Source organism: Nocardiopsis sp. ATB16-24, assembly GCF_030271535.1.
Taxonomy (GTDB): domain Bacteria; phylum Actinomycetota; class Actinomycetes; order Streptosporangiales; family Streptosporangiaceae; genus Nocardiopsis.
This window is the reverse complement of sequence record NZ_JASCXJ010000010.1, coordinates 69864-94571: the sequence shown is the minus strand read 5'-3', so window position 1 is coordinate 94571 and position 24708 is coordinate 69864. Positions and strand designations below refer to the sequence as shown.

General features: G+C 69.4%; 20 protein-coding genes and 1 pseudogene. 6 read left to right on the top strand and 15 right to left on the bottom strand.

The genetic code is table 11. From position 1 onward, the window contains the following. Nucleotides 1–879: 879 nt before the first annotated feature. Nucleotides 880–2037, bottom strand: coding sequence for a S1 family peptidase (locus PFX91_RS13050; RefSeq protein ID WP_285731775.1), 1158 nt, complete (start codon nt 2035–2037; stop codon nt 880–882). Between the two features lie 1123 nt (nt 2038–3160). Between PFX91_RS13050 and PFX91_RS13045 the strand changes: the two genes are divergently transcribed. Together PFX91_RS13045 and PFX91_RS13040 are read left to right on the top strand one after the other, a co-directional pair. Further along, on the top strand, nt 3161–3589 hold the full coding sequence (locus tag PFX91_RS13045; RefSeq protein ID WP_285731774.1) for a hypothetical protein: 429 nt from the start codon (nt 3161–3163) through the stop codon (nt 3587–3589). Nucleotides 3590–3807: 218 nt separating this feature from the next. Continuing rightward, a complete protein-coding gene (locus tag PFX91_RS13040) occupies nt 3808–5079 on the top strand; it encodes a delta-60 repeat domain-containing protein (RefSeq protein ID WP_285731773.1) in 1272 nt (423 codons plus the stop codon). A 226-nt stretch (nt 5080–5305) separates the two neighbouring features. Here the strand turns inward: PFX91_RS13040 and PFX91_RS13035 are convergent, their stop codons facing one another. Then, nucleotides 5306–5704: a DUF4229 domain-containing protein gene (locus PFX91_RS13035; RefSeq protein WP_285731772.1), complete on the bottom strand. Its 399-nt coding sequence runs from the start codon at nt 5702–5704 to the stop codon at nt 5306–5308. Between the two features lie 430 nt (nt 5705–6134). On the opposite strand from PFX91_RS13035, the gene PFX91_RS13030 reads away from it, so the two are divergent. After that, on the top strand, nt 6135–6329 hold the full coding sequence (locus tag PFX91_RS13030) for a BldC family transcriptional regulator (protein WP_285731771.1): 195 nt from the start codon (nt 6135–6137) through the stop codon (nt 6327–6329). 161 nt (nt 6330–6490) lie between these two features. Continuing rightward, nucleotides 6491–6844: a PLD nuclease N-terminal domain-containing protein gene (locus PFX91_RS13025; RefSeq protein ID WP_285731770.1), complete on the top strand. Its 354-nt coding sequence runs from the start codon at nt 6491–6493 to the stop codon at nt 6842–6844. A gap of 90 nt (nt 6845–6934) precedes the next feature. On the opposite strand, the gene PFX91_RS13020 is transcribed toward PFX91_RS13025, so the two are convergent. Beyond that, nucleotides 6935–8218, bottom strand: a complete 1284-nt coding sequence (locus PFX91_RS13020) for a pectate lyase family protein (protein WP_285731769.1) — start codon at nt 8216–8218, stop codon at nt 6935–6937. Between the two features lie 183 nt (nt 8219–8401). Between PFX91_RS13020 and PFX91_RS13015 the strand changes: the two genes are divergently transcribed. Then, complete coding sequence (locus PFX91_RS13015; RefSeq protein WP_285731768.1) at nt 8402–9376, top strand: LacI family DNA-binding transcriptional regulator; 975 nt, start codon at nt 8402–8404, stop codon at nt 9374–9376. Between the two features lie 80 nt (nt 9377–9456). On the opposite strand, the gene ccsB is transcribed toward PFX91_RS13015, so the two are convergent. The 12 genes and pseudogenes from ccsB to PFX91_RS12955 form a co-directional block, all read right to left on the bottom strand. Continuing rightward, the gene (ccsB, locus tag PFX91_RS13010; RefSeq protein WP_285731767.1) at nt 9457–10452 is read right to left on the bottom strand and encodes a c-type cytochrome biogenesis protein CcsB; all 996 of its coding nucleotides are present in this window, start codon (nt 10450–10452) and stop codon (nt 9457–9459) included. A gap of 3 nt (nt 10453–10455) precedes the next feature. After that, the gene (resB, locus tag PFX91_RS13005; RefSeq protein WP_285731766.1) at nt 10456–12111 is read right to left on the bottom strand and encodes a cytochrome c biogenesis protein ResB; all 1656 of its coding nucleotides are present in this window, start codon (nt 12109–12111) and stop codon (nt 10456–10458) included. Then, entirely contained in the window at nt 12111–12914 is an 804-nt protein-coding gene (locus PFX91_RS13000; protein WP_285731765.1) for a cytochrome c biogenesis CcdA family protein, read from the bottom strand. Before PFX91_RS13000 ends, resB begins: the two co-directional genes overlap by 1 nt. Next, on the bottom strand, nt 12914–13657 hold the full coding sequence (locus PFX91_RS12995) for a TlpA family protein disulfide reductase (RefSeq protein WP_285731764.1): 744 nt from the start codon (nt 13655–13657) through the stop codon (nt 12914–12916). The genes PFX91_RS13000 and PFX91_RS12995 overlap by 1 nt, the downstream gene beginning before the upstream one ends. A gap of 274 nt (nt 13658–13931) precedes the next feature. Beyond that, nucleotides 13932–14135 (bottom strand): helix-turn-helix domain-containing protein, encoded by a 204-nt coding sequence (locus tag PFX91_RS12990; RefSeq protein WP_017601078.1) that lies wholly within the window; start codon nt 14133–14135, stop codon nt 13932–13934. Nucleotides 14136–14381: 246 nt separating this feature from the next. Further along, on the bottom strand, nt 14382–15179 hold the full coding sequence (locus PFX91_RS12985) for a phosphatase (RefSeq protein WP_285731763.1): 798 nt from the start codon (nt 15177–15179) through the stop codon (nt 14382–14384). Between the two features lie 178 nt (nt 15180–15357). Continuing rightward, on the bottom strand, nt 15358–16518 hold the full coding sequence (locus PFX91_RS12980) for an acetoin utilization protein AcuC (protein WP_285731762.1): 1161 nt from the start codon (nt 16516–16518) through the stop codon (nt 15358–15360). Nucleotides 16519–16702: 184 nt separating this feature from the next. Continuing rightward, nucleotides 16703–18217: a DUF1109 domain-containing protein gene (locus PFX91_RS12975; RefSeq protein ID WP_285731761.1), complete on the bottom strand. Its 1515-nt coding sequence runs from the start codon at nt 18215–18217 to the stop codon at nt 16703–16705. Between the two features lie 572 nt (nt 18218–18789). Beyond that, nucleotides 18790–19584 carry a pyrroline-5-carboxylate reductase gene (gene proC, locus PFX91_RS12970; RefSeq protein WP_285731760.1) on the bottom strand — a complete coding sequence of 265 codons (795 nt, stop codon included), beginning with the start codon at nt 19582–19584 and terminating at the stop codon, nt 18790–18792. Nucleotides 19585–19663: 79 nt separating this feature from the next. Continuing rightward, nucleotides 19664–20608 carry a sugar phosphate isomerase/epimerase family protein gene (locus PFX91_RS12965; RefSeq protein WP_285731759.1) on the bottom strand — a complete coding sequence of 315 codons (945 nt, stop codon included), beginning with the start codon at nt 20606–20608 and terminating at the stop codon, nt 19664–19666. 496 nt (nt 20609–21104) lie between these two features. Continuing rightward, nucleotides 21105–21467 (bottom strand): annotated as a pseudogene (locus PFX91_RS12960) (C40 family peptidase); the annotation flags it as partial. 734 nt (nt 21468–22201) lie between these two features. Next, on the bottom strand, nt 22202–23119 hold the full coding sequence (locus tag PFX91_RS12955; RefSeq protein WP_285731758.1) for an SGNH/GDSL hydrolase family protein: 918 nt from the start codon (nt 23117–23119) through the stop codon (nt 22202–22204). A gap of 165 nt (nt 23120–23284) precedes the next feature. Between PFX91_RS12955 and radA the strand changes: the two genes are divergently transcribed. Then, entirely contained in the window at nt 23285–24673 is a 1389-nt protein-coding gene (gene radA, locus PFX91_RS12950) for a DNA repair protein RadA (RefSeq protein ID WP_285731757.1), read from the top strand. Nucleotides 24674–24708 lie beyond the last annotated feature (35 nt).

Here is a 24708-nt window from a genome sequence, read left to right as displayed (position 1 = left end):
GTCGACGACCCCACCCCTCCCCCCGTGATCTTGCTCCGGGTGACACTCCCGAGCACTCCCAGTGACGCTAAGAGCAAGATCCACTGATCCCTTCGCTCATGACAAGCAGCGAGAAGACCGCCACGGGAACCGCGCGACAACAGAGCCTGCGACGGGGAGCACTTGACAACAATGCTGGGGTGACTCACGCAGGATCTGTCCGAAGAACCTGGCTATGGCCGGCACCAGCACTCGCGCACCAGCAACCCCACCCGGGTCGAGACCCTGCCTCTTCCCGGTGACGCTTCTATGTCACACGATCTGCCACTTCCCCCGTGATCTTGCTCCCAGCGTCACTGTGTGCACCCGACAGTGCCACCCAGAGCAAGATCACCGGGAAAAGGCGCGCTTCTCCACCCGGGCGATACCGAGGAAGGCCGTCTGTCGTTCCCCGGTAGGCACCGGGAGGAGGGGAGGAGGCGGGGGTCGAGAGCCGGGAGGAGGCGGGTGAGCGTGCCACGGTGGCGACCGGGATCGGGACACGGCGGATCCTCAAGTCCCCAGGGCCGGCGCCTCCGCCGTCCGGACGCGCGAGCGCCGACGGAACGAACCAGTGGATCTTGCTCCGGGTGACACTCCCGAGCACTCCCGGTGACGCTAAGAGCAAGATCCACTGACCCCCAGGAGAAGTGCGAGTACCCGGCCCGAGTCGACGACCCCACCCCTCCCCCCGTGATCTTGCTCCGGGCGTCACCGCCGGGCGCTCCGAGTGACGCTAAGAGCAAGATCACGGGGAAGGGGGCAGATGGCAGGCGGCAGGCCGACGGCCCCGGCCAAGGGGCCGGGGCCGTCCGCTTCAAGGCGTACCCGAAGAAGAACGCGTCAGACCGTCACCACGCGTCAGACCGTGGCCAGACGCAGGCCCCAGGTGTTCAGCACCGGGTTGAGGGGCTGGAAGTATGTCGTCCCGCCCCAGGTGCAGTTGCCGGAGCCGCCCGAGGTCATGCCCTGGGCCTGGCCCGAGCTGATGAAGGAGCCGCCCGAGTCGCCGGGCTCGGCGCAGACGTTGGTCCGGGTCATCCCGTAGACCGCGCCCTCGGCGTAGCGGACCGTCTGGTTCTTGGCCTGGATCGTGCCACAGTGCCAGCCGGTGGTGGAGCCGGAGCGGCACACCGAGGCTCCGATCGGGGCCTCGGACGAACCGCGGACGTCCTCGTACCCGCCCGTCCGGTAGCGGTAGACGTCGGCGTAGGCGTTCACGGTGCTCGTGGCACGCACGAAGGCGCCGTCGGAGCCGGGGAAGGAGGAGTAGTCGAAGCGCCCGGTGCCAGAGCCGAACGTCACCGTGGTCCCGACCCTGCCGCAGTGTCCCGCGGTCACGAACCCGACGCGGTTGGAGCTGTCGAAGGCGGTGAAGCCCATCGAGCAGCGTCCGCCCATGTAGTAGGGCAGGCCTCCGGCGATCTCGTTGAAGAGTCGGGGCTTCTCCTCGACCTCGGTGACGGTGACCGCCGAGGCGTCGATCCCGGCCGAGTCGATGAAGGCGTCGGCGTCGCCCCCTTCCACGACCTCGATGACGACGGTGTCGGACGCGACGTCGGTGTACCAGCCGGTGACATCGGACGATGCCGCGTCCTCGGCCTCGTTCAGTTCCTCCACGATCGCGCCGAGGTTCTCGGGGCCGCGGTCCACGACACGGGAGTCGACACCGACCGCCTCGACGGCCGCCGCGGCGCCGCTGTCGGTGACGAACACCGTCAGTTCCTTGGTGTCGATGTCGAACACGGAGCCGCCGTAGGCGTCGCCCGCTGCCCGGGTCGCGGCCCGGTCGAGTCCGAAGGCCTCCTTCTGTGCCTCCAGGAGTTCCTCGGCCTCGTGCGAGGACAGGTCGAGGTCGCGTTCCATGGCCTCCAGAAGGCTGTCGGCGGTCGCGGGGGTGTCGACGGTCGGAGTGCTGCGGTCGGGATTGTCGGCAAGGGCTCCGGGCGCGGCCGCGAGGACGAGCCCGAAGGCGAGGGCGCCTGTACCGAGGGCGGACACAACGGGGGAGGTTCGCATGTTTCCCTGATCTCCTGAGCGGTTGGGGGATGGATGGGGGGAAGGACCGGTGTCGGCCGATGAGGCCGAGCGGGTCGGTGACGCCGTGCTTGTGGCGCGGCGTCGATCGCTTGCCAGAAGTCCGTTGGACGCCCGCCACACTAAGTACGCGGAGCGTTCCGCGTAAGGGGGGAAGTACGCTCCGACACCTGGCGGCCTCCGAGCGCTCACGGTCGTGTGTCCGTCCCGCCGGGGGCGCGACCGCGCCCCATGACCATCCGGCCTGCATCGACCACGCTGTGTGATCACGGCGGGAGCACGCCTGACCGCGTTCGTCAAGGGGGGCATCATGGCCGGATGCGGGCATGGGACACCGATCCGCGCGATCACGGAGCGTTATCCCCTGGGCGATTCTCGTCACTCTGCGTTGGGCATCGCCGTCGTCTCCAAGACGGTAAGGAGTCCCCACGACCGGTCGCGGCCTCCAGGGGACGTCCGCGCGGCGCCCATGCCCGTTCGGGCCGATCCGGTGTCCTCCCCGCCTGGGGGAAATGCTCCTCCGTCCGGGCCGAGGCCGCTCCACGATGACGAGCCGTCCCTCTTCTTCGCCGAGCGCGGGAGGGGCGAAGAACTCAGGGGTGACAGGAAACGGGTGCGGTACCGCATGACGTTACTTCTGCGTTCTCCGGGCATGAGCGCCGTCGTCTCGCGCGAGCCGGAAAGGGATCGGGGGGAGAAGGAGGAATGTGAGGGCGAAGCGCGGATCCCACCGGCACAAGAGCGGTCACGGTGGCACAGCCGGTGGTCGCGTGGAAGTCGCGAAGAGGGAGACCGTGTGCGTCCACCACGCCCAGAACCGCATCATCGGCCATACCGGCCATACACCGAAGGTCTGGGGCGTGTTACCGCACCGCCTCATTCTCAATATCCCCTGAACCTGGACAAAAGGACAGTCGACCTGAATTCCCGTCGTCCGTTCTCCCCTTTCTCCTCACATTACTTTCCAGTACGGTCCCCGCCCCTGCCCTGCATCCCCTACGCTCTGTTGCGAAACCACAACTGAACCCAAAGACCCCGCGACGGATGAACACCGCCCGGGGCCTCGGCCAGCAACATCCACCCTTTAACCAAAGGAATTGCCAGCATGCGCCAGTTTAGCGCTGCCCTTCTCAGTCGTGCCTTCCGCCCCGTGAAGGTCTTCCTCGCTCCCCCGCGTGGACGCCACGCCGCCGGAGGTCGTCGCCGCTCCGGTCGGGTCCGCCGCTACGTCTCCTCCCCCGCTCCCGCTCCCGCTCCCGTCCCCAGCACCCCCGCGTCGCCACTGTCACCTCCCCGGCAGTTCATCCCGGCCGAGTACGTCGCCGCCGTCAGGCCCTACTACGAGGCCCACGAGCGCAAGCGCGAACTCGCTCGCGCCCGGGTCCAAGAGACCGCCCGGCTGTACGGACGCGTCCCCCGTCCCCGCTTCTCCGGTGACCTCCTCGCCGAACCCGCCCCGCCCGGGAAATGGCACGAGCTCGCGACCCTCACCCGGGTGTGGATCAAGCGGCGGCGTGCGGGGGTTCCGGCTTGAGCGCGCACCCCCACCGGGGCACCACGTGCCTCCCGGCGCGCCGCCCCTCCTCGCCCGGGTCCGCGCCGACCTCGCCCCCTCTTCCGACCTCCTCGGCCTTTCCGGTAGGGGACCCAGGGACGATCACGACGACAAGCGTCACTCTCCGTGTTTTCGAAACGACTCTTTGCAAGAATACGGTCGTCACCCGACTCGGCGCGACCCCAGGAGAGTCCTCTGTGAAACCCCGCCGCCCGCTCCTCGCCCTGACGATGGGCGCCCTCCTGCTGTTGCCCGTCGGAACCGCGGCGGCTGCCCCCGCCGCGCCACCCGTCGACCACTCCCGTGTGGTGGGCGACCGGCCCGTGCAGTGGACGCCGCACGTCCTGGACGGCGCGGTCAAGGACATCCTGCGCGTCGGCGACACGGTCGTGGTCGCCGGGGACTTCGACAGGATCAGCGAGGCGATGGGGGGACGTGTCCTCGAACAGCCGAACCTGTTCGCCTTCGAGCACGGCACCGGACGCGTCCTTCGGAGCTTCTCCCCCCAGGTGGACGGAACGGTGACCTCCCTCGCCCCCGGACCCGACGCAACGGTGATCGTGGGCGGGGACTTCGGTTCCGTCGACGGCCGGGCCTCCCCGGGCCTGGCCCGCCTGTCGGTGAGCGACGGGCGGGCGGTACCGGGGTTCCGCGGCTTCCTCGACGACGGGGACGCCTACCGCGTCGCCGTCCATGGCGGTCATCTGTACGTGGGCGGTGACTTCTCGGGGGTGAACGGCACGCCTCGGGCCGCGTTGGCCCGACTCGACACCCGCACCGGCGCGGTGGACACGGGGTTCGCACCGCACCTGACCGAATTCCGGCGGGGAAAGCTCAAGGTCCAGGAGTTGGCGCTCAGCCCGGACGGGCGGCGGCTGGCCGTCAACGGCACGTTCACCAAGGTGAACGGCCTGGACCGCTACCAGATCGCCATGATCGACACCGCGAGCGGCACACCGACGCCGTGGTCCACCGCGGCCTACGAGGCGGACTGCGGCGGCTCAAGCCTCCATACCTACATGCGCCAGATGGCCTTCTCCCCCGATGGTTCCTTCCTCGCCGTGGTCGCCGCCGGCGGCCGTCAGGTGAAGCCGGGCCTGTGCAAGTCCGTGTCCCGGTTCGAGAACACCGATACTCCGAACGCCGAACCCACCTGGACCAACAAGACCGGCGGCGACTCGCTGTACTCGGTGGAGGTCACCTCGGCGGCGGTGTACGTGAGCGGTCACCAGCGCTGGATGGACAACCCACTGGGGGCGCTCAATCCGGGCCCCGGTTCGGTGGAGCGCGAGGGCATCGCGGCCGTGGACCCGGTGACCGGCAGGGCGCTGGCGTGGAACCCCGGCCGTGAGCGCGGACACGGGGCGGAGGCCCTGCACGCGACGCCGGACGGGCTCTACGTGGGCAGCGACACCGAACGTCTGGCGGGCGATTACCACGCCCGTCTGGGGATGTTCCCGCTCTCCTGAGGGTCCGGGTGTGGAGGAACCCGTTCGATCCGAAGACGCCCAAAGGTCTCTCGGCCGACATCTCTCGGCCGAGAGGTCCCGGGCGCCTGTCCTGGCTCCGGTGATCGGCCGTGCCGTCGAAGGGCTCGATCCCTCGGGACCCGGCCCCGATCGGGCGAGGACCCCCGTGTGAGGCGTGCCGGGAGTGCGCCGCCCCGCCCCCGGCGGCCCCGTTCCCGCCCTCGTCTCAGGACTCCCGGGCCGCCGTCGGTGCGCTCTCGTCGGTGCCTTGGTCGGGGCGCTCTTCCACGGAGTCCTCCGCCCTGCCCTGGGCGCCCCGGGGCTCGGCCCGCGGGTCGGCCCCGGCCGCGGGGACGTCGGCGGCCTCCTGAAGGTGGTCCTCCCGGGCTGCGCCGGCCGCGAGGCGGTCTCCCACCCTGGCACCGCGCCGGCTTTCCATCTTCTCCACCGTTGCGGCGGAGATCCGGTCGCGCATGTCGGACAGCAGGACATAGGAGATCAGGCCACTGATCAACCAGGCGAGGACGATCGCGACCCACGAGCGCGCACCGAAAAGGTAGACCACGCCGAAGGCCGCCGCGAACAGCCCCAGACGGGCGGCGGTATAGGTCAACAAGCTACGCATCCAAAAGCCTCACAACAGATGATTACCTGCACTAGATTGGTGGCTACGCCCGTCGGCGACACACAGGCGACCGATCCACACCCGTGGTCCGCGTCGTCTTCGGCCCCTGATCGGGACCGAATCGCTGGTGCCCATGTGCCCTTGACTTCAGGTTAAGGGGATGTTCGACCCGGCCGGCGGCGGGGCGGGGTGTCGCCCGTCGCATGACGGCCGGAGCGCGGGCGAGGTCGATTCACATAGTCATGGGATGTTTCAAATCCCGACACGAGGGCCTGAACATCACGTTCCGGTCACATATCCCGTACTCCTCCCCCCAACACCGCAATTTCTCCGAAAACTAGGGAGGAAACGGACCAACTCGTGCACACTAGGGGATCAAACGCCCGCCGCCCCCATAGTCCGAGGCGGGCATGATTGGGGGAATGAGAAGGTGGAACGAGCAAGCGAACGCCTGTTGACCCCCGGGGAAGTGGCCTCACTCTTCCGGGTTGATCCCAAGACCGTGACACGCTGGGCCGCCTCCGGGCGGATCAGCAGCATCCGGACTCCGGGCGGGCACCGCCGTTTCCGCGAATCCGAGGTACGCGCCCTCCTGCTCGGGGAACCGAGCGAAAGCGCCACGTAACACGTCAGCAGGCAGGGACCCCTCCAAGGAGCGGGTATACCCCGAGGTGGACCCGTGTTCCCGCCCGCTCCGGCCACGGGAGGAGCGTTCGTGGGAACGCCCCTGTTCCGGGGTAGGTGTGCCGACCGTGAGGAGTGGACAGCAAGAGTTAGGCTGGAACCATGGTGTGGCTTGGTGGCCTGATCACGCTCGTGTCGATCGTTCTCTGGGTGTACGCGTTCTTCGACGCGCTCACCACCCCGTCCGACGAGGTGCGCAACCTGCCGAAGGTCCTCTGGGTGGTGGTCATCGCGCTGTTCATGCCCGTCGGTTCGATCCTGTGGCTCTTCCTCGGTCGCCCGCGCCAGAACGCCGTCGCGGGAGACGCGCCCTTCCCGTCCCGGGCCGCGTCCTCCGCCGATGACCTTGACCCGTCAGACTTCACCAAGCCTTCGAGCGGCCCGCACCCGCTCGGTCCGGACGACGACCCCGAGTTCTTGAGGCGACTCGACCGTCGCATCGATCCGGACGAGTGAGCACCGGCGCCGACAGGCTCCGGACGGCGGTGGGACCGCACCCCCGCAAGGGTGCGGTCCCACCGCCGTTCCGTGCGCCGACGACCCTCCTCAGAGGCGACCGGCGCCGACCCTGCGCGGCAGTGCGCGGACGGCGTGCACCGGTTGCACCTTCGCGTCGTACTGCGGGGTCCAGGTCTGGCGCGTGCCCAGCTCCCTGCCGGGGTTGGCGGCGTTGTGGGCCCGCACCAGGTCGACCATCTCCAGGCGTCCCCGTCCGTCCCGCATCACCGCGTTGCCGAACTCCACGATGTCGGTGCCGCCCCAGTTCTCGATGATCCTCGCGGTGGCGATGCCGTCACGCACGTCGAAGAGGTTGTTCTCCGCGTACAGATGCGACTCGATCCCGACGCCCAGGCTGTACTCGTACAGGTCTCCGGCCACCGTGTAGTAGTTGTTGTAGACGTGCACCTGTCCGTAGCGCACGCGCGGCGCACGCTGACCCAGGGTGTCGAAGTGGTTGTGGTGGTAGGTGACGCGCAGTCTGCCGCGGTCGGTGGTCCGGCCGTCGCTGTTGCCCAGGAGCAGGGCCTTGTCCCTGCCGTCGAAGTGGTTGTACGACACCGTCACCAGGTCGCTCTCGCGCACGATGTCGAGCAGACCGTCGTGCACCTCGTACTTGCGCCCGAAGTACTCGGGCAGTTCCGACCCCGGGTTGTCCCCGTCGTCGAAGGTGTTGTGGTCGATCCACACGTGCGTGGAGCCCGACACCTCCAGGTGGTCGTACTCGGAGTTCCAGTTGCCCTGGCCCCCGTCACCGGGGTCCCAGCCGGGGAAGCAGTCATGGGTGTCGGAGAAGGTCAGGTTGCGCAGGATGACGTTGGTGACGTTGTTGACCCGCAGGTTCATCCCGGTGATCTCGGCGTCCTCCCCCACCCCCACCACCGTCGTGTTGGAGCCGACGTTCACCCGGATCTGCCTCGCCTGCACCGCCGACGAGGCCTCCCGCGCCTCCTCCAACGGGCCGGTCGGGTCCTCCCATCCCCACACGTCGGGATCGTAGGCGGCGAGGTAGTCCTCCAGCGTGTAGCCGTCCACCGCGTAGTCCTCGCAGGACAGCGGCGTACCGTCCGCCGCGGTGTTGGCGTCGATCGTGCCCTCGACGTGGACGATCTTGGGCTCGTCTCCCCTCACCGCCTCGCGGAACTCCGCCATGGTGGAGACGTGGAAGACGTTCTCCGGAGACGCCTGGGCGCCTCCCGTGGTCCCGGCTCCGACCGAGGCCCAACCGTCCCCGTCCGGCAGGACCTGCCTGCCCGGATCGGGTGCGGCCTGGACGGGCGTCACCGTGGCCAACACCACGGCCGCGCTCAGGGGGAGTACGAGCCTGCGCATGGTTCTTCTCCTCAGGGGGATTGCAAACGGTTGCATGAACATCTCCCACCACAGCGAGCGCAGTCAACCCCTCTGACCCGGGAAAACCATGGAAAACCCGTCATCGGATCCCAAAGCACGCAGTAGCGACCCACAATCGGTTGCCGCTAGTCTCTGTCCATACCAACGCAAAGGAGGCCACGGGTGGCCGTGACCATCAAGGACGTCGCCCACGCCAGCGGGGTCCACGTCTCCACAGTCTCCCGGGCCTTCTCCGCGGCACATCTGGTCAATCCCCGGACCCGCGCACGCGTGCTCGCCGCCGCCGACGCGCTCGGTTACCGGCCCAACCGGGCCGCGCGCGCCCTCTCCACGCGCCGCACCGGCAATCTGGGGCTGATCGTCGCCGACATCGCCAACCCCTTCTTCCCGCCTCTGATCAAGGCGGCCCAGGCGCACGCGCGCCGCAGTGACCACCACGTGTTCGTCGCCGACACCGACGAACAGACCCGTGTGGAGGAGGAGCTGATCCGCTCCATGGCCACGCAGGTCGACGGCGCCCTCCTGGTCGCCCCCCGCCTGAGCAACCGGCTCATCGCCGAGCTCAGCGCCGACGTGCCCCTGGTGGTCGTCAACCGCCGCCCGGCGGGCCTGCCCGCCGTTCTGATGGACGTGGCCTCCGGCGCCCGACAGGCCCTCGAACACCTTCACGGGTTCGGCCACCGTCACATCGCCCTGCTCACCGGTCCCCGCACCTCATGGACCAATCAGCAACTGGAGCACGCCTCGGCCGACGCGGCACACCGCCTCGGGCTGCGCCTGCGTCCGATCGGCCCCAACCAGCCCACCGAGGAGGGCGGGGCCGCAGCGGCCTCCGACGTGCTCGCCACCGGGGCCACCGCCGTTCTGGCCTACAACGACCTGGTCGCCCTCGGCCTGATCCAGGAACTCCGGTCCCGGGGTCTGGACGTCCCGGGCGATCTCGGCGTCGTCGGTGTGGACAACACCCACACCGCCCGCCACTGCTCCCTCACCACCGTCGACATGCCCACCGCCGCCGCGGGCCGGGCCGCCATCGACCTGCTGCTGCGCCGCATCACCACCGAGGACTCCCCCGGCACCGTCACCCTGGACACGCACCTGGTGGTGCGCGGCTCCGCCGGTCCCGCCCCGGGCTGAGGGACGCGACGACGCGGGGCCCGCCGTGGCGGGCCCCGCGTGTCCGGCGGCCCGGGATCGACCCGGGCTCCTCACATCCGTCAGGCGTAGGAGTGCAGACCGCTGAACATGTAGTTCACCGCGAAGAAGTTGAACAGGACGGTGGCGAAGCCCACCACGTTGATCCAGGTGGCCTTGGGTCCGCGCCAGCCTCCGGTGGCCCGGGCGTGCAGGTAGGCCGCGTAGATCACCCAGGAGATGAACGACCAGACCTCCTTGGGGTCCCAACCCCAGAAGCGCCCCCAGGCCTCGTCCGCCCAGATCGAACCGGCGATGATCCCGAAGGTCCACAGGGGGAAGGCGAAGAGGACGAACCTGTGGGAGATGCGGTCCAGCAGCTCGGGGCTGGGCAGGCGACCGGCGATACCGGTGACCTTCTCCCCCAGGGCCCGCTTGGTCTCGGTCCTGTGCGAGACCAGGTAGGTGACGCCGGCGGCACCGGAGACCATGAAGGCCCCACCCGCGAGGATGGTGGCGCTCACGTGGATCGGGATCCAGTAGGACTGCAAGGCCGGGATCAGCGGACCCGGGTCCACGTACAGCCACCGCACGCCGATGCCCAGCAGGAGCAGCACGGGGACCAGCACGAACGCACCGAGGAAGCGGGCCTGGTAGCGGAAGGAGGCGTACAGCAGTCCGCCCACCGCGACCAGGCACAGGGCCACGACGAACTCGAACATGTTGCCCCACGGCCACCGGCCGGCGGCCAGGCCGCGGGTGACGATCTGGGCCACCCCGAGGACGAAGCCGAGGGTGGTCACGCCCAGGGCGATCCTGCCCAGCGCGTTCTGGGGGGCCTTGGCCTCGCCCTCGGTACTGCGGACGTTGACCTCGATGGCGTCGTCGGTGTTCCCGTCGGCCGCGCCGGCGCCGACCGGCATGAGCTTTCCGGCCTTGAGTCTGGTGCGCTGACCGTAGGCGGCCTCGATGGCGAAGAGGAACAGGGCGGCCGCGTAGGTGACGATCATCGCGATGATCAGCGTGTCACTGGCCGACGCCATCGTCTCGTTCACCGCTCCGGCGAGTGTGTACGTCACCGGTCACTCCCTCGTTGTCGTCGACCCTGACGGGTCCTGTGGTGTATGGGGGTCGGGTCCGCTCTCGGGGCCCTCCGCGTCCGGGCCCTCCGACGCGTTCCGAAGCCGCTGAGCCAGTTCCGTGGTCAGTTCGTGGAACTCGGCGTTGTCACCGGCGGCCTCGGTCTTGCCCAGGCCGGCCAGCTCCACCGTGGTACGCCCGTCCTCCCCGGTCACCGCGCGCACCCACACCCGGCGTGGGCGGACGAAGAGGGTGACGAGCAGTCCGAGCACCGCCAGCGAGGCCGCGGCCAGTGCGGGCAGCCGCGCGCCGTCTCGGTTGACCTGGAGACTGACGTACTCGCTGTAGCCGGAGAAGGTGATCGATCCGGCTCCGTCCGGTAGTCGCCAGGTGTCGCCCATCTCCAGCACCGGAGAGCTGCCGAGCTCCTCCATGCCGGTGGTACGCAGCTGGTACACCGACTGTGGATCGACCAACCCCAGATCGCCGCGGTAACCCTCCAGGGTCACCTGGGGGTTGCGCGCACCGGGGAAGTCCGAGATCAGCTCGCCGTCCTCCGTCTCCACCGCGCTCGGCAGGAACACTCCCACGAAGCCCAACTGCTCCTCGTCTCCGGTGTCGGGCACCTTGACGACGCCGTCGGAGGTGAAGGAGCGGGTCTCACGGTGGATGAACGGGACCGGCTGGTCGAAGACCACCTCCCCGTCGGCGTTGCGCACCTCGAACTCGGGCGCGTATCCGTGACCGAGCAGGTAGACCTGTACGCCTCCCACGCTCAGCGGGTGGTTGACCTCCAGCCGGTGCCGGGCCTGCTCGTCCTCCGGGGATTCCCTGTAGGTGAGGTCGGCGACATAGGACTCGGCCTGCCCGCGCAGATCGCCGTCCTCGATGAAGGAGGCCTCGAAGTCGTCCAGGTGGACGGTGAACGGCTCCAGGTCGTCGGTGTCGGTCCAGTGTCCGGGGTAGATGGCGTCATAGGAGGTCAGGGTGTTGGCGAAGCCGTCGCCCTCCACCAACAGCAGGTTGCCCCGGTATCCGAAGAAGGCGCCGGCCGCCAGGGCCAGCAGCAGGCCGAGCAGCGCGAGGTGGAACAGCACGTTCCCGGCCTCACGCAGGTAGCCGGTCTCGGCGGAGACCGAGTCCCCGTATCTTTCTGTCCTGTAGCCCTTGAGGACCCCACGTGCCCGGTCGAGGACGGTCTCGGGGTCGGCGTCCGTCGTGAACCTGGCCGCGTAGGGCATGCGTCCCAGGTTGCGGGGGGTCTGGACCGGTCGGGCCCGTACCGCGCGGGCGTGCGTGATCGCGCGCGGGATCACGCAGCCCGCCAGGGAGACGAACAGCAGCAGGTAGATCGCCGCGTACCACGGCGAGGAGAACACGTCGAAGAGGTAGAACCGGTCCAGCCAGGGGGCGAGTTCGGGATGCTCCCGGAAGTAGGTGTTCACCTCCTCCACGCTGACCACGTTCTGCGGCAGGAAGGAGCCGGGGATGGCGCCGACCGCCAGCAGGAACAGCAGGATCAGTGCGGTGCGCATGGAGGTGAGGATGCGCCAGGCCCAACGGAGCCAGCCGGTCGGGCCCAGCCCCTTGGGCCGGCCGGTGTTGTCCTCACGCGTGGCGGCCACCGGGGCGGCCGTGTCGTCCTTGCCCGTGCTCATCAGATCACCGTCTGGAAGTCGGCGGCCCAGCCCTGCATGGCGATGGTCAGTTCCGCCCACAGCCCGGTCACCATCGCCAGGCCGACCAGGACGAGCATGGCCCCGCCGACCACGGTGACCGTGCGCGTGTGGCGCTTGAGCCAGCCGAAGGCGCTCAGGGCGCGGCGGTAGAGCAGTGAGGCGAGGATGAACGGCAGTCCGAGGCCGACGCAGTAGACCAGGGAGAGCAACATGCCGCGTCCCGCTCCTCCCTCGACGAAGGCGAGGGTCTGCACGGCGGCCAAGGTGGGGCCGATGCACGGGGTCCAGCCCAGGCCGAAGAGGACGCCGAGCAGCGGAGCCCCCGCGAGCCCGGCGCGGGGAAGCCGGTGGAAGCGGAACTCACGGCCCAGGCCCGGCAGGACGCCCATGAAGGCCAGGCCCAGGACGATGGTGAGAAGGCCCAGGACGCGGGTGAGTGGGTCGGTGTAGTCCATGAGGACCTCACCGAGCCAGCCGAAGAATCCGCCGACCGCGATGAACACGAGGCTGAAGCCGGCGATGAACAGGGCGCTGCCGGTGACCATGGTCCAGCGTCGGGAGGCCAGTTCGGTGTCGATGTCGGCGACGGTCCGCGTGGCGGTCCCACTCCCGCCGGTCGTGGTCACCGCCTGGGTGCCGCTCATCCCGGTCACGTAGGACAGGTAACCGGGCACCAACGGGAGTACGCACGGGGAGAGGAAGGAGACGAGCCCGGCGGCCAGGGCCAACGGAACGGCCGCCAGCAGGGAGCCGGTGAGGACGGTGGTGCCGATCGCTTCCATCAGTCCCCGCCCTCGGCGGAGGCGCCCTCGGACGGTTCGTCCCCGGGCGCGGTGTCCTCCTCGCCGTCCTCCCACGAAGCCGTGTCCTCGGCCTCCTGCTCCGCGACCCGGGGTCGTTCCTCGGGGTCGCCGAAGCCGAACTCGACCACGAGCGGGTTCAGGAGCTCGGTCAGCTGGTTGTAGGTCGTCGGTCCGATGACGCGGGCGGCGATACGACCCTCGGGGTCGATGACGAGGGTGCTGGGGATGGCGCGGGGCGGGACGGTGTCACGGAAGGCCTGCGGTACTTCGCCGGGCTGGTCGTACAGGCTCGGGTAGACCACGCCCTTGTCCTTGAGGTAGGACCGTGCGGCGGTCTCGTTGTCCTTGATGTTCACCCCGAGGAAGTCCACCCCCAGGTCGGCGTACTCGGCGTGGACCTCGTCCAGGACGGGTTGCTCGGTACGGCAGGGGCCGCACCAGCTGGCCCAGACGTTGAGGACGACGATGCCGCCCTCGTAGTCGCTCAGGGCGATCCGTTCCCCGTCGAGGGTGGTCCCCTCCACGTCGGGGGCGTCGATCCGCTCGCCCTCCGCGAAGGTGCCGGCGCTGCCGTCTCCCGAGACGAAGCGGCTGTCCTCGTCGCTGCTCTGGATCTCGTTGCCCCCGGCACAGCCGGTCAGGGCGAGCGCGACGGCCAGGGCAGCCGCCGCCAGGCGCGGCACGGTACGGCTTCGGCGCGTACCGGTGCTGGTGCTGGACATCGAGAGGACCTCACGGACGGGGTGTGAACAGGGCGGACTACAACAACGACAAAGTGTAGTAGATGCCCTGGACGCCCCTCGGTCGCCCCGGTCTAAGCACCACGGGGATCAGCCCCGGCCAAGGGGGCTCCACCGTGTGGAACGACGCCCGTGGTCGGTCTCCGAGGTGAACGGGTCCCATCGGACTCGCCTGCCCTGGAAGGAGGACGAGGCGCCGCCTCCCCGCTGTCGGTCGACCGGGACTGGGGGCAGCCCCGGTCGACCCGGCCTTGGATCAACCAGCCTCGACGAAGGCCTCGCGGAGGTAGTCGTGTACGGCCCGTTCGGGGACCCGGTAGGAACGCCCCACGCGAATCGCAGGGAGGACCCCCGAGTGCACCATTCGGTAAACGGTCATTTTGGACACACGCATGATCGTGGCGACTTCCGCCACGGTCAAGAACCTGACCTCATCCAGAGGAGGCTTGCTGCCGTTCATCTTCCGACGCCCTCATTCCCGGACGTGAGCATTGTCTACCCTTCAGTCCGACGTGGTGCACGGCGGCGACCCCGGTGTGCCCGTCCCAACGCCACGCCAGCGTGTCATGCTGTCACTACTGACACGTCCGTTTTCAGGGTAGAGCCGAGTTCCCTCCAGCGAAAGGCCGTTGGTGCTTTCTTCCGGGATATGCGTTGATGGCGGGTCGGATGAGGTTTAAAGGTGGGTATAAATGGTGCCCCTCGGTCACAGAAGACCGGCCCGAGCGAGGACGTACTGGCGCAGGGGAGCGTAGTCCTCGGTCAGATATCCATCGTCCATAGGCACGGTGACCAGCACTTTTCCCTCGGCTTCGGCCAGGAAAAGGGCGGGGTCGTTACAGTCGGCGAAACCCACGACGGGCACTCCCGCCTCCCCCGCCGCACCCGCGAAACCGTGGTCGGCGATGACCAACTGCGGCCACGCCTCACCCCGGTCCGTGAGGTCGGCCAGAATGGCGCGCATGGCGAAGGGGTGATGGCTGTGACGCGCGATACGGGTATCCGTAACAATCGCTACGTCATCCTGCCAGACGACGATACGGCGATTCGGCGGCCGTTCTGTGGTCACTTCGTAGGAATAACCGCCGCCTGCGGTAATGACAGTGCACCCTCGTGCGACGAGGGCGTCCTTCCACGCGCTGTAGGTCTCCTGAAGGTTGCGGGGGTGGCCGGTGGCGAACATGACCCGCTCCCGACGTTCGGCGGCCAGGGCCAGCCGGTCGGCCAGAGCCTCCAGGGCGTCGATGGTCAGGTCGGGATCGATGGTGTCGATCCCCCACACGTACTCCTCGTCGGCCACCACCCCACAGCGCTTGCTCATCAGCGCCAGGACCTCGGAATAGGTCCAGTCGTGGGAGAAGGTCAGACCGAACTGGTGGTAGGGGTCCTTCTGGACGAGCCGCCGGTAGTGCCGCAGGTTGTTCTGGCGTGGGGTGTCGACGTGTCCGGCGATCCCCGTGCGCACCAGATAGGTGATGAGTTCGGCTCGTGTCGGCGGCGTCACCTGGCGTTCCCCTTCCTCTTCTGCGCAGTGAGCGTGCGCCACGCCATGCGGCCACCACGACGCCTGCTCCTGTTCGCCCGGTATTCAACCTCTGTCCTACCCGCTTCGGAGGCGCCACGCCGGGGTCCCGCGGAATTCACCCGCTCCGTACCCGGCCCGGTTCCCACCGGGGCACGCCCTACAGGGTGGGATCGATCCCATGGCTGGGGAAGACCGCGGTGCGCGTCGCGTGGATGGCGCGGTCCACCGGGTCGCCGGGGTCGTAACCGTGCTCGAAGGGTTCGAAGGACACCTCTCGCCCGTCGGTCATGTAGAGCGGCGCGAGTTCCCCGGTGCGTTGGCGCACGAAGTCCCGCCAGCTCTGCGGGGTCTCGGTCTCAGGATCGATCGGGTGGCCGGCGGCCTCGCCCAACAGATGGGTCCAGGCACGCGGGACCACCTGCACCAGTCCGTAACCACCACCACCGAACAGCAGCCACCGGCCGCCCGCCGTCTTCTGGGCGAGCCTGTGCAGTTCGGCGTAGGCGCGGCGCTGGCCGTCCACGCTCAGGGTGAGGTTGGCCAACGGGTCCAGGGAGTGGGTGTCGCACCCCTGCTGCGTCACCAGGATCTCGGGTTGGAACTCGTGCAGCAGCGGCGGAACGACGGCGTCGAAGGCGCGGTGCCAGCCGGTGTCGCCGGTGCTCGCGGGGAGGGCGACGTTGACCGCGTACCCCTCGGCGTTGGGCCCGCCGGTCTCCGACGCCTGGCCGGTGCCCGGGAACAGGGTCACGGGCGACTCGTGGAGGCTGATGGTGAGCACACGGGGATCGTCGTAGAAGGCGTTCTGGACACCGTCCCCGTGGTGGACGTCCACGTCCACGTAGGCGACCCGCTTGGCGCCCTGTTCCAGCAGCCAGGCGATGGCCAGGGCGGGGTCGTTGTAGACGCAAAAGCCCCAGGCGTTGCCGCGCATGGCGTGGTGCAGGCCTCCCGCGATGTTGGCGGCGTGCGCCGCCTCGCCCGACCACACGGCCCGTGCGGCGGCCACGGAGGCTCCGGAGATGAGCGCGGCGGCGTCGTGCATGTCCTTGAACACGGGGTTGTCCGAGGTGCCCAACATGTGCGCCTCGTCGGGCTCCAGGGTGCGCCCCGCCCGCTTCACCGCCTCGATGTAGGCGGGGTCGTGCACCAGGCTCAGGAGTTCGTCCGAGGCGGGCTCCACCTCCAACAGGCCGACGCCGGGCGCGTCCAGGACACCGAGGTCCCGGCTGAGCGCCATGGTCAGCTCGACGCGGACCGGAGCCAGTGGGTGCTGTGCTCCGAAGTCGTAGGCGGTGAGTCCGTCGTCCCATGCCACCCGAAGCGAGCAGGACGTGCGCCCTCCCATGTAGTGACCCCCGTTCCAGGTGCGTGTGCTTCGAAGCACACAGTACGCGGAACCGATCCCCGGGCCGAACCCCGGGTCCCGGTGGCGTCTCCGGTCGGGATGCCTCCGGGCACGGAGGGGACGTGCCCCCGCTCCGTGCCCGGAGGGATCCGGTCTACTCGGTGAGGTAGTAGCAGGACTCGTGCTTGTCCCCCGCGCTCAGGGTGATGTTCCCGTGCAACGGCGCCGAGCCGAAGAACGAGTCGTTCGAGGTGAGCAGCACTCGGTACTTGCCCGGTTCCAGTTCCAGTTTCATCACGTCCCCCTTGTCGAAACAGGAGTTCCCCGAAGGCGGCGAGCTGTAGACCTCGCAGTCCTCACAGGCGGGGGTGATGATCTCGTCGTGGACCTTGTCCGGTCCGACGTAGAGGAAGCGCATCTCGTGCGGGGTGTTGTTGGTGATCTCCAGGACGCTCTTGCCACCGCCCGAACTACCGGTGGGGGTGGCGTCGAAGTCGACCTCGCCGATGACGGTCAGGGCGTCCATCTCGGCCTCCATCCGTCCGGCCCCGATGTGGACGACCATCTTCTCGACGTCGTCGGCCTCGTGGTCGGGGTACTCCGTCTCCATGGTGGCGACCATGTCGTCGGCGAGCGCGAAGTCCGCGGCCTCCACGGCCTCCCATCCGCAGTGGAGCGCGGCCTCGGGACGTTCGGCGGTCATGCGCTCGGCGATCTGGGGGACCGTCTCCCAGTCCAGGTCGGAGAACATGTCGATCTGTTCGAAGCCCGCGCACCAGTTCTCCGCGGCGTACTGGTCGGTCCCGGTCTCGTACAGGTCCGTGAGGGCGGTGGCCACCTTTCCGGCCGCCTCGGTCCCCTCGTAGTCCACGGGGATCACGCTGTAGATCTCGTGGGCACGACGCATGTTCTCGCGGTAGTCCTCGGTGACCTCGCCGTCGAAGTCGTCGGCGGCGGACGACACCAGGTTCCCCGCGTAGGACAGGTGGATGTCGGCGATCTCGCCGTCGGTGTCCGCCCAGCGGGAGGCGGGGTGACCGAAGTAGGCGCTGTAGGAGTCCAGCGCCTGCTCGTACTCCTCCGCCTCCACGTCGCGCTGGGCCCGCTCCAGCAGGGCACAGGCCTCGACGCCCGCGCGGGCGCGCGAGACCAGGGACGGGGAGAAGGAGAGCTGGTAGAGGTCCTCCACGCTCTCGTAGCCGGCGACGGCCTCCTCGGGACCGCATTCGCCCCGAGCGTGTGCGGCGTCGGCGACGCGCAGTCGCCACTCGCCCGCCTGCCACACACCGACGAGCGAGACGATCAGGACGACCGCCAGCCCCCCGGCCGTGATCAGGGGCATCGCGCTCTTGCGCGGTTGCTCGCCCCGGTTCAGGACGCGTTCGTCATGGGAGCGTCCGACGAAGAGGCCGTGAACGGCGGCGGCGACGAACCAGGCGACGAAGATCGAGGCCCAGAGCAGGACGTTGTCGGCGGCGCCGATGATCGCGGCCGTGATCAGCAGCCCGACGGTGATGATGAGCGCGGCGCCGAAGAAGGGCCACTGGCGCAGGTAGAAGTATCCGGCGCCCAGACCGGAGGCGTTGAGCAGGGAGGCGCGTACGGCCGAGGGGGAGGAGAACAGTCCCAACCTGGGCGGCTTGGGCGGCGGGGCGTTGAACGGAGGCATCCCACCCGGGGGCATCCCGCCGGGGGGCATCCCACCAGGAGGCATCCCGCCGGGGGGCATCCCACCAGGAGGCATTTCGCCCGGGGGTGGGCCCCCAGGGGGCGTCCCACCCGGAGGCGGGCCCCCAGGAGGCATCCCGCCGGGGGGCGGGCCCTGGACACCGCCCGCGTACATCCCCCCCGAGGGCGCACCACCGGCCGGAACACCTCCGGCCGGCGTCCCGGCGTGGGGGACCCCTCCTGGTGGGGGGCCGAAGGCCGGTCGGTCTCCGGCCGGTCCTGGGGGAGGGCCGCCGACGGGTGTGCCGTGGGGGCCGGCCCCCTGAGGCGTGTCCTGGGGCGGGGGACCCGCGTGAGGGGTGCCACCCGGAGGCGGGAAGCCTTCGCCCGGTGGCTGGGGAGGGTCGGTCGGGGGAGGGGAAGCAGTCATGGAGGACCCTGGAACTCGAAGATGGGGGAGGTCCCGCACGTGACGGGCCCGAAAGAGCCATAGGGGCCCTTCTCCATGCACACTACCCATGCGGGGCGACATCGGTTCTACCAGGGCCGACCGCTTCCGGCCACGTTCGTCCGTCAGCTTCCGGAGAGCGCCCTGCTCCGATCGTGGGCCGCCTCGATGGCGTCGGTGAAGGCGGTGCGCACCCCGTGCCGCTCCAGCTCGCGCAGCGCGGCGGCGGTCGTGCCACCGGGTGAGGTGACGGCCTCACGCAGCACCACGGGGTGCTCTCCGGAGTCGTTGAGCATGGCCGCGGCTCCCGTGATGGTCTGACCGACCAGCTTCTGGGCGGTGGCACGCGGCATGCCCATCGCCACTCCGGCCTCGATCATCGTCTCGGCGATGAAGTAGAAGTAGGCGGGGCCGCTGCCGGAGATGGCGGTGACGGTGTCCATGTGCTGTTCGCCCACGCGGATCACCTCACCGACCGTGCCCAGGAGCGCCTCGGCCCGGTCCAGATGGGCCTCGTCGGCGTGGGCCCCGCCAGCGATGGCGGTCATCCCCCGCCCCATGAGCGCGGGGGTGTTGGGCATCGCCCGGACCACGGGCGTCCCGGTGGGCAGGTGGTCCTCCAGTACGGCGGTGGTGATGCCCGCGGCGACGGAGATCACGAGACGGTCCGAGGACAGGTGCGGTGCCAGTTCGTCCAGCAACGCCACCATGTCCTGCGGCTTGAGCGCGAGCAGCAGCGTGCCGGCGCGCTTGGCCGCGTCCATGGCGGGGGCGACCTCGACTCCGTAGCGTTCGCGGAGCTCTCGCGCGTGCTCCGCCCGCGGTTCGGTGACGAGCACGTCCCTTGGTTCGTGGCCCCTGGCCAGCATTCCGGCGAGCAGGGCCTCGCCCATCTTCCCGGCACCGATGATCGCGATCATGAAGGATCCTTCCTGCGGATACCTCCACGCTAACCGCACCGGTCCCCCGGAGTGGACAACCGTCTCAACGTGTGGACACTCACTCCGTGTCGGGGTCGACCGTGCCCCTGTCGTCGACGGTGCCGCTCCGGTCCACGGTGAAGCGCCGCGGCGGCGGCGCGGGCGTCCTGCGCAGGAGCGCGATGCGCTCGCGCCGGTCACGCGGCGGGTCGGCCGGAGCGGTGGCACGGGCGAAGTGCAGCCGGGTGAAGGCCAGTGCCTCCGCCAGCTCCCGCATGCGCGCCTGCCTGTCGGGAGCCTTGCGGGTGCTCACCTCAAGGACCAGCTGACCGCCGAACCCCCTCTCGGCGAGGTACTCCAGAAGTTCGGCGACCGGTTGACGACCGCGTCCGGGAATGAGGTGCTCGTCCAGGTTCTGGCCGCCGAAGCCGTCGGCCACGTGGACGTGGGAGAGGCGGTCGCCCAGGCGCTTGGCCATGTCCATGGCGTCGGAACCCGACATGGCGGTGTGCGAGAGGTCGAGTGTGACGTCGGAGTAGTCGCGATCCAGCGGGTTCCAGCTCGGAGCGTAGGGGACGACCTCACGGTCCCGCACACGTACCGGATACATGTTCTCCACCGCGAAGACGACGTCGGTCTCCTCCTGCATGCGGGCGATGCCGGTCTCGAAGTCACGGGCGTACTCGCGCTGCCAGCGGAAAGCGGGATGCACCACGATGGTCTTGGCGCCCAGGGCCTCGGCCATCTCCTTGGAGCGGACGAGTTTGCCCCAGGGCTCCCGGCCCCACACCCGTTGGGTGAGGACCAGGCAGGGGGAGTGGACTGCGGTGACGGGAATCTGGTGATAGTCCGAAAGACGCCGTAGGAGATCGATGTCCTGGCTGGCCGGATCGGAGGAGACGAGCACCTCCACGCCGTCATACCCCAGCTTCGCCGCGATCTCGAAGGCGGCCGGGGTCTTCTCCGGGTAGACCGACGCCGACGACAGGACGACGGGCGCGTCTGGGACCTGGATAGGGCTCACGGCACACAGACTATGCGCTCCCTCCCTCCGCGCGTCTACCGTGCACGCGGACGCGGCGCCCCGTTTCCTTCCGCGAGGACGCCACGGGCCCCGCGACGGGTGTCGGGCCGGAGCGGCCCGGCGGGCGCACGTTCCCGGATCGGGAAACGCGCACGCGCGCCGAGTCCGCCTCGTCGGTCCTTGGGTTCCGGCGTGTGCCGCCGTCGTTCGGTCCGCACGCCGTGGAACGGTCAGGGGCACAGCACGGGATCGACCGTGAGGCCCTGGCGATGGGTGGTTTGCTCACCGACCGCCGCACCTTTGAGGCGGTGGTGTCTTCGGGTCCCCCTCCGCTGCGTCCACCCGGGGCATCGGGTCTCGACGGGTTCCTCCCGTGGACCACGCGATGCCGTGGTGGAGGCGGTATCGAGCATCCTCCCGGGGGATGCTCACGGGGTCGGCCGGGTTCGTTGCCCGGGTCGGCGGCCGTCAGCGCTTCGCGCGAGGCCTGCCTGTCTCACAGACGGACTGCGCCTGCGAGGTTCTGGCGGGTGACGGCCCGCTCGCGAACGTGGTCCCCCGTTCGCGGGGCGTCGATCATGCGCCCGTCACCGAGGTAGATGGCGACGTGGTGGGCGGGCTTGCCGTTCCTGGACCAGTAGAGGAGGTCTCCCCTGCGGGCTTCGGAGTAGGAGATCCGGGTGCCGGCCTTGACCTGGTCGTGGGCGACGCGGGGCAGGCTCACACCCGCCTGCTTGTAGGACCACTGGACCAGTCCCGAGCAGTCGAAGCCGTTCGGACCGGTGCCTCCCCAGCGGTAGGGCGTTCCCTTCTTGGACTCCGCCGCGCTGATGGCCTTCTCGATGGTCGAGGAGGGCAGCCCGTCCCGCTCTTCCGGCTCGGAGTCGTCCACGTCTTGCGCGACGGGTGTCGCGGGTTCCACGGACTCCCCGGTCTTGCCGGGCCACCCGGGCCCTTCGACCTCCGCGGGCCACTCCGGCTCGACATGCCCGCCCTGCCACGGCTCGTCCCCGTCCGGCGTGGCGGGAACCGCGGGTTCCACGGCCTCGTCCGACTCCGCGGGCCTTTCCTTCTCCACGGACTTCTCGGGCGCCGCGGGCCACTCCGCCCCGGTCCGCCGATCCTGCCGGAACTCGTCCAGGTCCGGTACGAGGATCGTCACGGATCCACCGGTCCCCTCGGGCGGCCAAGGAGGTTGGGTCTGCTGGGCCAGTGCGGGCGCCGCACCGCCCGCCAGCACGACCGAGGTCAGTGCGGCGACGGCGATCGAGCGGGGCCGGCTCCGCGGCCCGTGGAACGACGAGGCCTGCCGCCCCGGGTCCGTGGGACGGCAGGCCTGCTTCGGTTCTTGGTGTCGCGGTATTCGCATGACGGTGGTTCCCCCATATGCGGTACGCCACGGCGCCCACGTCACGGTGACGCGGATCTCTCCGCCACGGCGCCCTCACCATTCGTCACACAAAACGCACTTAATGTCACTCTCTGTAGCGCACCCGGCCTCCAAAGAGGGTAAAGAGTCCTTGACCCATGGGGGGCAAAGCGGTCAAGTAAGAGCTAATCGGACTCACCCTCTCGAAGGCCGGTCACGTGCGACTACGCAGCGTCGTTCACGGGGAGGCCCAGACGGGCACCCACGAAGTCGGCCGTGGCCACCATGCCCCGATAGTTCGGGTGGACGGGGGCTCCGTTGGCGGGGATCAGGCCCTCCACCCAACGCACGCTCGACGACTTGCACACGTCGTGACCGCGCTTGAAGACGTCCACGAAGATCGCGCCCTGGGCCTCGGCCTCCTCGGCGATCATCGCGTTCAGCGCCGTCTGGGCCTGGTCCAGGTAGGCGACGTCACCGCGTGCGATGGGCGTGCTCGGCCAGCAGCCCCTGCTCTCGGGCATGAGCTGGAGGTAGCCCACGGCCAGGACCGTGGCGTTCGGGCTGCGTTCGGCGATGTCGGCGTAGACCTGCGACACGGCCGGACGCAGGTTCTCGATCCGGTTGTCCAGTTCATCGCCGTAGTAGTTGGCGCACGGGCTGCCCAGGGGGTTGGTCAGACTCCGCTTGGCGCACTCCACCAGGATCTCGGAGAAACCGAAGTCGTTGCCCGCGATACCGACCGTGACCAGGTCGGTCTCGGGGGTCAGGGCGTCGAACTGCGGCAGGGTGTCCCTGAACTGCGGCTCGTAGAAGTCGTTGATGACCGCGCCGGAACAACTGGCGTCCGTGAACTCCGCGACGCCCAGGCGCTGGGCGAGCATCGTCGGATAGTTGTTGGACGTACGCATACAGCCCAACAGGGGCATCCGGGGTTGGACTGTCTCCTCACGGATGAGCGGGCCGGCCACGAAGGAGTCTCCGAGGGAGACGTAGTGCTGGTAGGAGGCGGTGGTCTCCACCGGCTCCGCCGCGGCGGGCGCGGAGGCCAGGGACACGCCTATGACGACGGCCGCCAGGGGGGCTAGCGCTCGACGTAGGAGTCGAGACGGGGACACGGTTCGGCCAGGTTTACGGGACACGCGGGTTTCCTCTCCAGGAGCGGGGGCGTGGAGCTTCGGACCCTAAGAATTCTTTAACACGGCCTACGGGGAAAGGACCCTAACTCGTAGGTAACTTTCGTGTTTCTCCGCGGTCTCTCCTCCCCCCGACCGAGATCGTCCGTGGCAGCCGTTAGCGTTGCCACCATGGCGAAGGCAGCGAAGACCACGTTCCGGTGCACCGAGTGCGGATGGAGCACCCTCAAGTGGGTGGGCCGCTGCGGTGAGTGTCAGGCCTGGGGCACGGTGGAGGAGGCGGGGGCGCCCGCGCCCGCGGCCGTCGCACCCGCCCCGGTCACCTCCCGGGCCCGCCCCATCACCGAGATCAGCGTGGAGAGCGCCGAGGCCGTGCCCACCGGGGTCGACGAACTGGACAGGGTCCTGGGAGGCGGCGCGGTCCCGGGCGGTGTGGTGCTGCTCGCGGGCGAACCCGGCGTGGGCAAGTCCACGCTGCTGCTGGAGGTCGCCGCGATGCGCGCGGCGGAGGGACCGGTGCTGTACGTGACCGGCGAGGAGTCCGCCGGGCAGGTACGTCTGCGCGCCGAACGCCTCGACGCGCTCTCCGACAAGCTGTACCTGGCCGCGGAGACCTCCATCGCCTCTCTGGTCAGCCACGTGGACGCGGTCGCTCCCCAGTTGTTGATCGTGGACTCGGTGCAGACCATGGTCTCCCCGGACGTCTCGGGCGTTCCTGGAGGCGTCACACAGGTTCGTCAGGTGGCCGGTGCGTTGATCCAGATCGCCAAGGAGCGGGGGATCGCCACCGTGCTGGTCGGCCATGTGACCAAGGACGGTTCCATCGCGGGTCCACGCCTGTTGGAGCACCTGGTGGACGTGGTGCTGCACTTCGAGGGCGAGCGCCACTCCCAGCTGCGCCTGCTGCGCGCGGTCAAGAACCGGTACGGCCCCACCGACGAGATCGGCTGTTTCGAGCTGACCGAGAGCGGCATCGTCGGCCTGCCCGACCCGAGCGGACTGTTCCTCATCGAGCGCACCGACCCGGTCCCGGGCACGTGCGTCACCGTCACCCTGGAGGGACGGCGCCCACTGATCACCGAGGTCCAGGCACTGGTGGCGGCCAGTCCGTTGCCCGCACCACGCCGGGCCACCTCGGGGCTGGACACCTCACGGGTGAACATGATCCTGGCGGTGCTGGAGAAACGCACCGGCATGCGGCTGGCCAACATGGACGTGTACGCGTCCACGGTGGGCGGAGTGAAACTGACCGAACCCGCCGTGGACCTGGCGCTGGCCATGGCCGCGGCCAGCTCCAACAACGACGTGGCGCTGCCCGTGGACTTCGTCGCCATCGGCGAGGTGGGTCTGGCCGGTGACGTACGCACCGTGAGCGGGATCCGGCGCCGGGTGGCCGAGGCTCAACGGCTCGGGTTCACCGAGGCCATCGTGCCCAGGAACTTCGGTGACCCCGTACCGGGTATCCGGACCCATGAGGTGACGGAGCTCAACGAGGCCCTGGCCCGGGTCTCCAAGCGCTCCAGGCGTGCGCGTCCGCCCCGCTCCGAGGGGGAGGGATGAGCCTCCCGCTCCTCCGCGGAGCGGGACGCCCCGAT